Genomic DNA, 14220 nt, shown 5'->3' on the forward strand with positions numbered 1-14220 from the left:
TTTTTATTTTTTCAAAAATAAAAAAACAATAATGATAAGACTGAATTTTGATTCTCAGAATAGTTCCAAATAAGGAATGGTCAATTCGTTAAATACAACCATTAAGCAAATGCTTCTTGCCCAACTTTAGTTTTTCCATATTCTTCACGCAATGTTTTTATTGCAACAAGCCTAAGTGCTTCCTTTATAAAATCAATAATCTATTTTCAAAAACAAATCTATCAATCGCCTAGTATTAGTTTTCCCAATATTTATTTCAGTTGTTGTCCCAATTCAACTCCTAATTCAAATGCTTTATCCATCGTCTCATTTTGCTTTTTTACAGCTCCTTTTTCAAATGAATTAAATATTGGAATAGTTCCAACAATATCAAAACCTAAAGCTTCCATAGGCCTTTGCATTGCCTCAATAGCAAATCCCAAATCTTCTAAACTTTCTTGCTCACAAACAGCAGCAATTACAACTTTTCGATTTTGATTTGCCAAATTGGAACTCCATTTTCGTGGTCTTGTATTATTGTCAAATTCATAAAAACAATACAGACGATCGATAAAAGCTTTCATCCACGAAGTTATATTGTAATTATGGACTGGAGAAACTAAAACTAATCCTTTCGAATCAATAATACTTGGATACAAAACTGACATTCCATCTTGGAGCATTGTACAGATTTTATCCTTTCTACACTTTTCACAACCAATACATCCACTAAAATCTATACCCTTAAGACTTACACTTTCTGTTGGAATGCTCTCAGATTTCAATCCTGAAACAATTTGCTTCAGGATAATATCTGTATTTCCTCCTTTTCGTGGACTACCCGAAATGGCTAAAACTTGCTGAAGTGGATTTTCAATCTCTCTGGCTTTCTTTATAAGCTCCTCAAAATATGTCATATTTCCTTATTCTATTTTGTTTAAAACTACACTCCTTTTCAGGAATTCAATTCTTACCCCCCAATTCCTCTACCGTTTTAAGTCTTGACGCAAAAATATTAAATTCTTAACCAGAAAGAGATAAATAATGGCTATTCGTTTCCTTTCTTAAAAATCTTTATGCTCGTTTCTTTGAATAATTTCATTTTGTAGATCTTCTCCTAAATCATTAAAATAATCGCTGTAACCAGCCACCCGAACAATTAGATCTTTGTAATTCTCCGGGTGTTTTTGAGCGTCTCTTAAAGTATCTGCACTCACCACATTAAACTGAATGTGATGTCCGTCCATCCGAAAATAGGAACGCACCAAATTCATTACTTGCCTAATTCCTGCTTCATTATCCATAAAAGAAGGACTAAATTTTTGATTCAGCAAGGTTCCCCCTGTTCGTAAATGATCAATTTTAGATGCTGATTTTACCACCGCAGTTGGTCCTTGTGTATCGGCTCCCTGAAATGGAGATATTCCTTCGGACAATGGCTTTTCGGCCATACGACCATCTGCCGATGCACCCATTACATTTCCAAAATAAACATGACAAGTTGTTGGTAACATGTTTATTCTAAAAACACCACCTTTTGCTGTAGGTCTCCCATTTATCGCCGAATAGAAGGTTTCGAATATTGCAATTGCCTCATTATCGGCATAATCATCGTCGTTACCATACTTTGGAGTATTGTAAATCAAATTACTTCTCAGTTCATCGTAATCTTCAAAATTCTGATCGATAGCATATTTCAGTTCTGGCAGACTAAGATTTTTATGATCGAAAACCTGATACTTAATTGCCGAAAACATATCTGTCAAACTTCCCAAGCCAACTCCCTGAATATAGCTTGTATTGTAGCGAGCTCCTCCTGCATTGTAATCTTTTCCTTTCGAGATACAATCTTCAAGCAAAACCGATAAAAATGGAACAGGCAAATAATTGGCATACAAGCGCTCAATCACATTATTTCCTCGAATTTTGATATCCGCAAAGTAATTGACCTGCTTTTGCCAGGCAGTAAAAACATCTTGATAAGAACTAAAACTTTCAATCTTACCTGTTTCCAAACCAATTTGTTTCTTTGTTCGAGGATCGAAACCATTGTTCATTGTCAATTCCAAAATCTTAGCCAAATTAAAATAACCACTCAGCGAATAATTCTCGGTTCCAAAAGCCCCAGTTTCTACACAGCCACTGCACCCGCCGTTACGAGCATCTTCAATACTTTTTCCCTGTCGAAGCATTTCCTGAATAATTGCATCGGTATTAAATATAGATGGTTGTCCGAAACCGGTTTTTAAAATCTTTAAAGTGCGCTTAATAAAACGATCTGGATTTTTCTTGCTAAGCTGAATCATTGAACTTGGTTGCAACAATCGCATTTCTTCAATCACATCCAAAAGCACATAAGACATGTCATTCACAGCATCTGAACCATTTTCCTTTAAACCTCCCAAATTAATTAGGCAAAAATCGGTATACGTATTACTTTCTTGTGCAGTAACGCCCATTTTTGGTGGTGCCGGATGATTGTTGAATTTTATCCAAAACGCCTGAAGCAATTCGTACATATCCTCTTTCGATAGCTTATTGCTTAAAACTTCTTTCTCATAAAAAGGCTGTAAATGCTGATCTAACCTTCCTGGATTAAAGGAATCCCATGGATTTAATTCGGTAATTACACCCAAATGAATGAACCAATAATGCTGCAATGCTTCGTGAAACGTTTCGGGAGCATGAGCAGGAACCTTGCGACAAACTCTTGCCATTTGTTCCAATTCTATTTTGCGCTTTGCATCTTTTTCCAACTTAGCCAATCCCTCCAATTCTTCGGCATGACGATTCGCAAACAGAATAATTCCATCGCAAGTAATTGCCATTGCTTTAAGCTCTTCTTGCTTTTCGTATGCTTGAGGATCTTCGAAAAAATCCAATTGATCAATAGCTGTTTGAATTTCCTTTTTTACATCCAGAAATCCCTTTTGGAACATTTTTTTCCCTAAAACAGTATGTCCAGGTGCACGTTGCTCCTGAAATTCGGTAAATATTCCCGCTCCATAAGCATCTAACCATTCCAGAGTCATGTTGGAGATTAATCGATCGCGATTCGTTTTACCTTTCCAAAATGGAATGATAATGTCTTTATAAATCGTTCTGGTTTCCTCATCAACATGAAAAGATACCTTTTCGCGATCGTTCAAAATCTGTAAATCATCCAAAGAATGGATGCAGATTTCGGGAAAGGTTGGACAAGCTTTTGGTGCTGGTCCGCGCTCTCCAACAATCAATTCGTTGTCATTTATGCAAATTTTCTTGTTGGCAAATAGGTATTTAAAAGACAAAGCTCTTTTAACTGGCGTTGATACCATTTGTGCTTCATCTGATTTATAAAATTCTGTCGTTAACAATGCTCTTTCTGGGGATATGCTGTTAATGGCATTTATACTTTGATCGCGTAATTGTTTTATTCTTTTGTTCATCTTTTTAAGCATCAAATAGAAAGTAATAAGTCCAAAGTTGATTTACTTCTTCAAAAATTCTTTCGTTTATTATTAATTGATAACTGTTCTTTGTTAACTAAATTTCATCCTCCAATACTTACCTTAAATCCTGCCTGTTCGAAAAGCTCTTTAGCCCAAACGGTATCTTCCTCTTTCATTGAAGGTATTTCAGGCATCCTATTTTCTTTATTAAAACGAGCATACTTATCTTTCCCTATTCGGTGATAAGGTAAAATATGAATTTCGGCCTGTGAAGTTAGATTTGTTAAAAATTCTATCATTTTCATGACATTGACTTTAGAATCATTAAAACCTGGAATCATAGGAAAACGAATAATTAAATTTGTTTTCTGCTCGATTAGGTAACTTAAATTATCTAAAATTTGTTGGTTGGATACACCAGTTAATTGACGGTGATCCTTATCATTCATTTGTTTTAAATCGAACAAAAAGAGATCTACATTTTCACTAATTCGCTGCAAATTTTCCTTGGGTGCAAAACCCGAAGTATCAACAACTGTATGAATATCCATTTGCTTGCATTCCTTTAGCATTACTTCTAAAAAATCCAGCTGTAACAATGGTTCTCCGCCAGAAAAAGTTACTCCTCCTTGCGACTGATCAAAAAACAATTGATCCTTTTCAATTTCTTTAACTAATTGATTCGTCGTATATTCTTTCCCAATTTTAACTCTAGTCGTCACCGATTTTTCAGCCAATCTATTCGTTTGATTGAATTCTTCGATTTTCGGAGAAAAACTTTCTGGATTGTGACACCACAAACAGCGCAAAGGACAACCTTTCAGGAATATTGTTGTACGAATTCCCGGGCCATCATGTACAGCATATCGCTTGATATCAAATACGATACCATTCATATTATTTTGTCATTAATACATTAGACAATAGAATGCAACCAAATAAACTTGGACATTCGTTAAACTGTAAAAAATGTAGATAGTTCCCTCTTATTATGGGAATAGAAGTATTACTAGATCAACAAATCCAGCATTCGAATAGGCCTTTGTAAGAGTGCCTGTGGAGTATGGAAAGAATTCTATTCATAAATTTATTCTCGCTTGCTGTAAATCTATGATTTTTTTTTAATCTAACAAAGCATGATAATTTGCTAAGATATTGATTTAAACTGGTTCTAATTAAACACCTTATCTCCTAAGGGATATTCATTATACTAAGCATTATTTTCTATAGCTCTGTCTTATAGCTAGATGGGCTTCTACTTTTTGATTCATTCATAATTGTCACGAGTATTCATGATCTTACTTCGTTCGGTACATGGATAAAAGAGTAGATAAAAAATCATTAACAAAGTACTCAATCACCCGTTATCAGTTTTATGACTAAAAAAAGAAGCTTCCCTTTCGAGGAAGCTCTTCAAACTATATTACAATAAAGGATTTTATTTGAACTCTTTTTTTAATTGCTCAACCCAAGCTTCAATTCTTTCAGGCGATAATGCTGCCTGATTTTCAATATCAAGAGCTAGTCCTAAAAATTTGCCATCACGTAAAGCAACCGACTTTTCAAATTTATAACCTTCTGGAGATGTTAAACCAATTACTTTTGCACCTCTATCTTCCAGTGCAATTGCCAAAAGACCAATGGCATCTACAAAATTTTCAGGATATCCGACCTGATCACCCAAACCAAACAAAGCAACTGTTTTGCCTTTTAGTTTTAGATCTTCAATAGCAGGCATAAACTCGTCCCAGTAGTTTGGCAATTCTCCATCGAACCAAGTTGGCACACCTAGCACCATATTGTCGTAGGCCAGAAAGATATCTTCATCCACTTCCTCAACATTTACACTTTCAACCTCTACGGAAGTACCAAAAGCTTTTTTTATCTTTTCAGCATTCTTAGCTGTTTTGTTTGTATTGAAACTATAAAATAATCCTATTTTTTTCATGTGTTATTTTTTAGAAGATGAGGTTTAATAATCGATTAGTTCTTTAGCTGCTGCATAAATTTTATCATTATTCGGTAGAACTGCTTTCTCCAAAATACGATTAAAACCAACAGGTGTAAATTCTGAACCTACGCGTTTTACAGGTGCATCTAATTTACTAAAAGCCAATTCGGTAATGGTAGCTGAAATTTCAGCTCCAAAGCCTGAAAACACTTTATCTTCATGCACAATCATCACTTTGTTTGTCTTACCTACAGATTTTACAATTGTGTCTGTATCCATTGGTACCAGTGTGCGAAGATCAATAACCTCAATCTGTTTACCTGTATCTTCGGCTAATTTATCGGCAACCTCAACACACATGTGAGTTGTGTTACCATAAGTTACGATTGTTAGATCTGCACCTTCTCTTCTTACTCTTGCTTTTCCAAAAGGAACTTCGAAATCCTCTGGTACTGCAGCCGATGCTTTGGGATCATTATACAAAGCTTTTGGCTCCATAAAAACAGTCATTCCTTTCGAACGAATACTTGTACGTAACAAACCTGCTGCATCATCAGCATAAGAAGGATAAACAATACGAACACCAGGGAAAGTTGCCAAAGCACCTTCGATATTCTGAGAGTGATACAAACCACCACCAATGTATCCGCCAGAAGCTAAACGCACGGTAATATTTGGAGAATATTGACCCTTGGTTCTCCAGTATTCATGAGTCGTTTCTACAAACTGCTCCATAGCAGGCCAAAAATAATCTGCAAACTCTGCACCTTCAACAACAATTCTAATTTTGTCATTGAAACGACTCATTCCATTTGCTGTTCCCATAATGTAGTCTTCGGCAATAGGAGCGTTAAATACTCTATCTTTACCGAACTCTTGTTGCATTCCTTTGGAAACATTAAAAATCCCACCTTTATCTTTATTGGCAATATCCTGTCCCCAAATAAATGTATCTGGATTATGACGGAATTCTGCTTTTAAAGTCTCATTTAATCCTTCGATTAATTTCTTATTGTTACCATCAAAATTGTGTAATCCTTCAGGATATTTTTCAGAAACATAAGGCTCTGGGATAACAAATTCGTGAATTGATTCAGGTGTTGGATGGGGAGCCGCTAAACCCGCTTTGTGAGCCTTTTTAACTTCCAACTTTACTTCTGCTTCGATAGCTACCAACTCCTCTTCAGTAAAACGCTTGTAACGAACTAATAGTCTGCGAAACTTTGCCAATGGATCATATTCGGTTACGTAATTTAATTCTGCGTTATCGCGATACAATTCATGCTTATCAGAATTAGAGTGCGATCCCATTCGAACGCAGTTTGCCTGAACAATTACAGGTGTTGAAGTTTCCAAAGCAATTTTCTTTGCTTCTGTCATTGCATTCATAGAATCGAAAACATCTTTTCCATTGCAATGAATGATTTTTAAGTATTTCATTCCACGGAAGTTATCGGCAACTTTTCTATTAGCTGTCTGATCTTTTTTAGGAACCGAAATTCCATATCCGTTATCCTGAAATACAAATACCACAGGAAGCTGCTCATTTGTAGCTCCGTTAATAGCCTCGTACACGTATCCTTCCGACACGGATGATTCTCCCTGAGAACTAAAAACAACTCCTTTGTGATTGTATTTTTTTACTGCACGTCCTAAACCAACTGCATGAAGCGTATGGTTACCCGTACATGATGATACATTGTGAACATTCCATTCTGGTTTTGCAAAATGATTCGACATGTGTCTACCACCTCCTGCTACATCAGTATCTTTTGATATTCCATTAAATATGATCTCTTCAGCTGTTAATCCTGCCGAAATGGAAGTAAGCATGTCTCTATAATATGGAAATAAATGATCTTTCGTACGATCAAAAACCTGCCCTATTGCAAGTTGAATTCCATCGTGACCTGCATAAGGAGCATGGTAAGACCAACCCATTGCCTGCTTAAGGTAATTGGGTGCTTTTTCATCTAATGCTCTTCCCAAAGTCATCATGTGAAACCACTTCGATAGCAATTCCTTTGACGTCTTTTTAATGCTAAATTTTTTACTTTCAGTCATCTTTTCAGTTTTGTTTGTTTTGTCTACGGATTTTATTTCAAGTGTTTCCATGATTTAAAATGCTCGGTTACTATCAAAATCTTCCAAATAATCTGCAATTTTTCTTAAGAATGCTCCACCTAAAGCTCCATCGACAACTCTATGATCATAGGAAAGGGAAAGAAACATTTTCTGGCGAACAACAATTGCATCTCCAGCTGGAGTTTCAACTACTGCAGGTTTCTTTTCAATGGTACCTACCGCTAAAATTGCCACTTGTGGTTGATTGATAATTGGTGTTCCCATTACATTTTTAAAAGATCCGAAATTGGAAATCGTAAATGTACCTCCCGAGATATCATCAGGACCCAATTTATTATTTCGTGCATCAGTTGCCAAACGATTCATATCACTTGCCAAACCAATTAAATTTTTCTGATCAGAATTCTTTATTACAGGAACAATTAAATTTCCACTTGGAAGAGCCACAGCAACACCAATATTGATGTTTTTTCGAAGAATAACATTGTACCCATCAACAGAAGCATTTACTCCTGGAAATTCACGTAATGCCTTCGAAACGGCTTCGATAATAAGAGGCATAAAGGTAATTTTTGTTCCTTCTCGTTTCAGGAAAGCATCTTTTACTTTATTTCTCCAATTTACCATATCGGTAACATCGGCTTCGACCATTGCGGTTACGTGTGGAGACGTTTGTTTTGACATTACCATGTGATCGGCAATAATTCTTCTCATGCGATCCATTTCCACAATTTGATCTTGTGCACCAATTGACATGGACACCTTTGGTTTTTCTGCAACAGGAGTTGGTGCTGGCTCAGAACTTACTGCTATTTCTTTAGCAGGTGCAGAAACTGTAGAAGCATTGCGCTGAGCAAGAAAGTTAAGAACATCTTGTTTCTGAACTCTTCCATCGATTCCATTTCCACTAATTGATTCTAATTCCTGAACGGAAATATTTTCACTAGCTGCAATACTTTTTACTAAAGGAGAATAAAAACGACCCGAAGTTGACTGAATATCGGATGTGCTAACACTTTCTACCGATTCTTGAGTAGAACTTTCTGCAGCAAAATCATTTGTAGATTCTGCTATAGGTTCGTCAATATCATCAACATCGCCCAAAGCTATTAATGCAACAACCTCGCCAACGGGAACAACATCACCTTCATTAAATCGAATTTCAATTACTTTTCCATCGACTGGGCAAGGGATTTCAGAATCCACTTTATCAGTAGCAATTTCAAAAAGCATATCATCTTCTTCTACTTGATCATTCAACTTCACGAGCATTTTCGTGATAGTAGCCTCTTGTACACTTTCACCTAATTTAGGCATTATGATTTCAAAGCTAGACATATATCTTATGGTTTAATATTTATACTCTTATCTAAATGTATCGATACAAATATAAAAAATTATTCTTATTTAGACTGATTTAAAACTAAATATTTTGTAATCTCTAGATTACAATTATTTAATTGTTGATTTTTTCTAATCTAGAATCATATTTCCTTTACAAAAAATGATCGTTTTTTAAATAATTCGAACTAATTTTGGAGCTGCTAATCCTACTTACTACTATGAAAGAATTTAATTGTAATTATAATATCGGCGCAAGCCAGGAAGAAGTTTTTAATGCTTTTACCAATTCGTTCCAAATTGAGCTATGGACAGGCTATCCTGCAAAAATGGACGACAAAGTTGGCACAATATTTTCTTTATGGGAAGGAGATATTACCGGATGTAATCTTGAAATTGTTAAAGATTATAAATTGGTACAAGAATGGTTCTTTGGTGAAACAGAACATCCTTCTATTGTAACTATTCTTCTTAAAAAATCAGGAAAAGATACTAGAATTGAATTAAATCATACTAACATTCCTGATGATGCTTATGAGGAAATTGTTGAAGGTTGGGAAGAGTATTACTTAGCATCGATAAAGAACTTTTTAGAGTTTTATTAGATCGATATTACTATAATAATATAATAGATTTTTATTACTAAAAAAGCGCAAATACAATAAAGTACTTGCGCTTTTTTAATTTTTCAGGATGAATTATTCTACAATAATTATCTCATCGAAAATTTCTATTTTATCTCCAGGACGAATTTTAGCTCTTTTTCTGGTTTCAATTTCTCCATTTCGAATTACAATACCATCCTCGACAAAAATTTTCGCCTGCGCTCCGCTTTCACTAATATGAGTAGCTTTTATCAATTTAATCAACTCTATATATTCTGTTTCAATTTTAAACTTTATCATATCCATATTTTTAAGGGGAGCAAAGGTAAGTCAAATCCTTATTTAATGAAAGAAAAGATAAGCAATTGCTATGGCTGCAATTATTCCTGCAAAATCGGCAATTAAACCACAGGTAACAGCATATCTTGTATTTTTAATTCCTACTGAACCAAAATAAACTGCAATAATATAAAAAGTGGTATCAGTAGCTCCTTGTAATGTCGATGATAATTTTCCTACAAAACTATCTGCTCCATGAGTCTGCATTGCATCCACCATCATTCCTCTGGCACCACTACCACTCAAAGGTTTCATCATCGCAGTAGGAAGTGCTTCCACAAAATCAGGATTTACACCTAAAGCCAAACAAATCCAACGTGCGCCATCTATCATCAGATCCATTGTTCCTGATGCTCTAAATACCCCAATGGCAACCAATATTGCCACTAAATACGGAATAATTTTAATTGCTATGGTAAAACCTTCTTTTGCACCATCTATAAAGCTTTCGTATACATTTACTTTTTTCCGAACTGCCAAAAGAATAAATGCGATTATAATAGAAAACAAAAACACATTACTTACTACTGTGGAAACTGCGGTTATTTGTTCCTTTTCTAAAGATGAGAAATAGGCAATAACAGCAATAATAAAAGCTGTTAATCCTCCCAAATAAGCAAGAACCACCTTATCCCAAAGTTTTATTTTCTGCATGATGGCAACACTTATTAATCCAGCAATGGTAGAAAAATAGGTAGCCAATAGTATAGGAATAAATATATCTGATGGATTTACAGCTCCCAATTGAGCACGATAAACCATAATAGAGATTGGAATAATTGTTAAGCCTGAGGTATTTAAAACCAAAAACATAATTTGCGCGTTAGAGGCAACATCTTTTTGTGGGTTGACCTCTTGCATTTGATTCATAGCTTTTAAGCCTAAGGGCGTTGCTGCATTATCCAAACCAAGCATATTAGCTGCCAAATTCATCATGATTGAACCATGTGCATCGTGTCCTTTAGGGATTTCGGGAAATAGCTTGTTAAAAAAAGGCCCAATTAAACGAGAAAATACTTTAATAATTCCCCCTCTTTCGCCAATTTTCATAATTCCCAACCAAAGCGTTAATACTCCTGTTAATCCAAGAGAAATATCAAAACCTGTTTTGGCCATATCGAAAGTTGCGTTTACCATATCGGGAAATACTCCCATATCTCCCCAAAAAATCAGTTTAATTAAACCAACTACGAAGGCAACAACAAAAAAGAATATCCAAAGGTAATTTAATGCCATAAAGTGTATTTTTAATAGAGAATGTGATGCAAAATTACTTTTTGCTTTGTTTTGATCGAATCATTTTCAACTTTTCTTTAGGATAAGTTTCATTTGGTTTTAAGCTCAAAGCTTTTTTATAATAAAACTTAGCTATTGTTAAACTACCTTTATTAAATGCATTATCCGCTTTGTGAATTTGTTCCTTATACTCATTATCAATTTTCTGATTCTTCTGATAATTTACCAATTCATCAATTTTAAGCAATTGTGATTTTGGATATTTCTCGGATGAATTTAATTGAATTGCTTTTTTGTAATAGAATCTGGCAACCGAATATTGTTTATCAACCAACTCTTTATCGGCAAGAGCAATTAGTCGGCGATATTCTTTTGTAAGAACAGAATCTTTACCTTCCCGAATTAATTTTTCAATCTCTTTAACCTTATTTTTAGGATATTCGCGATCGAATAAATTCAGAGCTCTCTCGAACATTACCTTAGCAACCGTATATTCTGATTTTTTTATCGATTCGTCTCCTTTTTCAATAAAATTAGCATATTCCCGCTCTCTTTTTATGGAAAGTTTATTTTCAAAATTTGTAGGATTATCCTCTATAGCCACTTGCTCGGATAATTTCAATGCTTTTAATCGATCTACAATTTCGGCCAACTGTTCTTTTGGATATTCAGCTTCTTGTTTAATCTTAAGAGCTGCTTTATAATGATATCTGGACACACTATATTTCTCCTCGCTAAAAAATCCATCAGCTAATTCAATCTCCTTGTCATATTTCTGATTTAATTCTTTTTTCTTTTTCTCAGCAAGTGCTTCTCTTTCCATTAAAACCTCAATTCTTTTGATCTGATTTTTCGGATAAGATTCTTTGGGTTTTAATTTTAAAGCTTCCTGATATTTTAAAACAGACAAGGAGTATTCTTTATTTTCCAGTCTTTCATCTGCCTCTTTTATAAACTCGGCATATTTATATTTTAAAGTTTCTTTTTCCTTATTCTTGCGCTCTATTTCAGCCAAAATTATATTAATTTCTTCCAGCTTATTTTTCGGATAAACTTCTTCCGACTTTAATTGTAATGCTTCTTTGTAATCTTTTGCCGCAGACTGCCATCTCTCGTTATTAAAATATTTATCGGCAGTTTGAATTAATGAATTGTATTTAGCATCATTCAATTTCTGTTGAGCTAATAATTTGGCCTTTTCTTTGGCTTCCAATTCTAACTGCAACAGTAAATCATCAATCTTTTCAATTTGAGTTTTAGGATAAACTTCATTAGATTTTAGTTTTAAAGCATCGGCATAACTTAATTTAGATGTGCTATAATCGGCAGCTTCAAATTGTGAATCGGCCTTACTAATTAGTGCATCATACTTTTGATCCAAGACTTTTTGCTCGGCTGCTAATCGCGCTGCTTCTTCTGCCTGTTTTTGCTGTTGGGCCAGTAATTTGGCCTTTTCTTTGGCTTCCAATTCTAATTGCAACAGTAAATCATCAATCTTTTCAATTTGAGTTTTAGGATAAACTTCATTAGATTTTAGTTTTAAAGCATCGGTATAACTTAATTTAGATGTGCTATAATCTGCTGCTTCAAATTGTGAATCGGCTTTACTAATTAGTGCATCATACTTTTGATCCAAAACTTTTTGCTCAGCAGCTAATCGCGCTGTTTCTTCTGCCTGTTTTTGCTGTTGGGCCAATAAAACATCAATCTTTTCAATTTGAGTTTTAGGATAAACTTCATTAGCTTTCAGCTTTAAAGCATCGGTATAATTCAATTTAGACGCATCAAAATCGGACAATTCGAACTGCGCATCAGCCTTAGCAATTAAGGCTGCATACTTCTCATTCAAAGCTTTTTGCTCAGCAGCTATTCGCGCTGCTTCTTCGGCTTGTTTTTCTTGTTCTGCCAATAAAACATTAATCTTTTCAATTTGAGTTTTAGGGTAAACTTCATTGGCTTTTAATTCTAAAGCACCGGCATAATTTGATTTAGAGTCACTATAATCAGCTGCTCCAAATTGTACATCGGCCTCAGCAATTAGTGCATTGTATCGCTGATCTATTGCTTTTTGCTCAGCTACCAAACTTGCTGCTTCTTCGGCTTGTTTTTGCTGTTCCGCTAATAAAGCATCAATTTTTTCAATTTGAGATTTCGGATAAACTTCATTGACTTTTAGTTTTAAAGCATCGGCATAATTTGATTTAGATGCATTATAATCAGCTACTCCAAATTGTGCATCGGCCTGAGCAATTAATGCATCATACTTCTCATTCAAAGCTTTTTGCTCGGCAGCTAAACGAGCTTCTTCTTCGGCTTGTTTTTGCTGATCGGCCAATAATTTATCAATTTTTGTAATTTGTTTTTTCGGATAGGGCTCCCCTTCTTTGATACTTAAAGCATCGGTATAACTAGTTTTCGATGTATTATAATCTCCGGCTTCGAATTGGGAATCGGCTAAAGCAATAATAGCTGCATATTTTTCGTCGATAGCTTTTTGCTCGGCAGCCAAACGCGCTGCTTCCTCTAATTCTGCTTGCATTCCAATTAGTAACTCATCAATTTTTGCAATCTGAGATTTCGGATATTCTTCATCTGGTTTTATTACTAACCCCTCATTATAGGCCAATTTAGATTCCTCATATTTTTTAGCCCGAAAATTAATATCTCCCTTTTGAATTGCCTCTTTATATGCTTTCTCTCTTGCCAATCGCTGAGCTTGAAGCTCTTCAGCACGCTTTCTAGCTTCCTCCTCAGCTTTGCGTATTGCATCTCTAATTTGAGAATCATAATCGCGATCATAATCAAAATCATCCAGCTCCTTATCGTACATAATTATCCCCATTGGCTGATCAAATATGGATAAGTCTAAACCTTTATATGCTGGAAATAGAGAAATTTTGAATTTAAAGGGAGGAAATTGACTATCTCTACTTAAGACTTCATCTGGTACAAATGTAGATATGCTCACTTTTTTTGTGACAAAACCCTCTTTTGAAAATTCAAAAATATAATCATTTCCAAAATCTAACTCATAACTAAATTTACCAGTGCTTTCAACGACTTTACTTCCCTGTTTTTCGGCATTTTTAAATAGGCTTATAATTGTATTTTCAATAGTTCCATGCTCTATTATAACCTTACCTGTTATAGAATATTTTTCTTGAGCCGAAGCAAATAGCCCTCCAATAATTAAGCTAAATAATAATATAAATTTAAAAATCGAAGTATAATTATATCGAATACTATTCATATT

General features: G+C 34.7%; 10 protein-coding genes. 1 reads left to right on the top strand and 9 read right to left on the bottom strand.

All coding sequences use genetic code 11. The features are described from left to right. Positions 1-251: 251 nt before the first annotated feature. From ACT3CE_RS00795 to ACT3CE_RS00820, 6 genes are all read right to left on the bottom strand, one after another. A complete protein-coding gene (locus ACT3CE_RS00795) occupies positions 252-896 on the bottom strand; it encodes a flavodoxin family protein (RefSeq protein ID WP_444707862.1) in 645 nt (214 codons plus the stop codon). Between the two features lie 147 nt (positions 897-1043). Then, entirely contained in the window at positions 1044-3407 is a 2364-nt protein-coding gene (gene hypD / locus ACT3CE_RS00800; protein ID WP_444707863.1) for a trans-4-hydroxy-L-proline dehydratase, read from the bottom strand. 104 nt (positions 3408-3511) lie between these two features. Then, positions 3512-4306: a glycyl-radical enzyme activating protein gene (locus ACT3CE_RS00805; protein WP_444707864.1), complete on the bottom strand. Its 795-nt coding sequence runs from the start codon at positions 4304-4306 to the stop codon at positions 3512-3514. Positions 4307-4848: 542 nt separating this feature from the next. Further along, complete coding sequence (locus ACT3CE_RS00810) at positions 4849-5358, bottom strand: flavodoxin (protein WP_444707865.1); 510 nt, start codon at positions 5356-5358, stop codon at positions 4849-4851. 24 nt (positions 5359-5382) lie between these two features. Then, positions 5383-7476 (bottom strand): alpha-ketoacid dehydrogenase subunit alpha/beta, encoded by a 2094-nt coding sequence (locus tag ACT3CE_RS00815; RefSeq protein ID WP_444707866.1) that lies wholly within the window; start codon positions 7474-7476, stop codon positions 5383-5385. Between the two features lie 3 nt (positions 7477-7479). Continuing rightward, the gene (locus tag ACT3CE_RS00820) at positions 7480-8784 is read right to left on the bottom strand and encodes a dihydrolipoamide acetyltransferase family protein (RefSeq protein WP_444707867.1); all 1305 of its coding nucleotides are present in this window, start codon (positions 8782-8784) and stop codon (positions 7480-7482) included. A 224-nt stretch (positions 8785-9008) separates the two neighbouring features. On the opposite strand from ACT3CE_RS00820, the gene ACT3CE_RS00825 reads away from it, so the two are divergent. Continuing rightward, the gene (locus ACT3CE_RS00825; RefSeq protein ID WP_444707868.1) at positions 9009-9392 is read left to right on the top strand and encodes an SRPBCC domain-containing protein; all 384 of its coding nucleotides are present in this window, start codon (positions 9009-9011) and stop codon (positions 9390-9392) included. Positions 9393-9485: 93 nt separating this feature from the next. Here the strand turns inward: ACT3CE_RS00825 and ACT3CE_RS00830 are convergent, their stop codons facing one another. From ACT3CE_RS00830 to ACT3CE_RS00840, 3 genes are read right to left on the bottom strand one after another with little or no spacing between them, the layout of a single operon-like run. Continuing rightward, entirely contained in the window at positions 9486-9692 is a 207-nt protein-coding gene (locus tag ACT3CE_RS00830; protein ID WP_444707869.1) for an RNA-binding S4 domain-containing protein, read from the bottom strand. A 42-nt stretch (positions 9693-9734) separates the two neighbouring features. Then, the gene (locus ACT3CE_RS00835) at positions 9735-10967 is read right to left on the bottom strand and encodes a nucleoside recognition domain-containing protein (RefSeq protein WP_444707870.1); all 1233 of its coding nucleotides are present in this window, start codon (positions 10965-10967) and stop codon (positions 9735-9737) included. A gap of 34 nt (positions 10968-11001) precedes the next feature. Beyond that, positions 11002-14217, bottom strand: a complete 3216-nt coding sequence (locus tag ACT3CE_RS00840; RefSeq protein WP_444707871.1) for a hypothetical protein — start codon at positions 14215-14217, stop codon at positions 11002-11004. Between the last annotated feature and the right edge of the window lie 3 nt (positions 14218-14220).

Source organism: Marinifilum sp. RC60d5 (assembly GCF_052400665.1).
Lineage (GTDB): Bacteria > Bacteroidota > Bacteroidia > Bacteroidales > Marinifilaceae > JBQTGK01.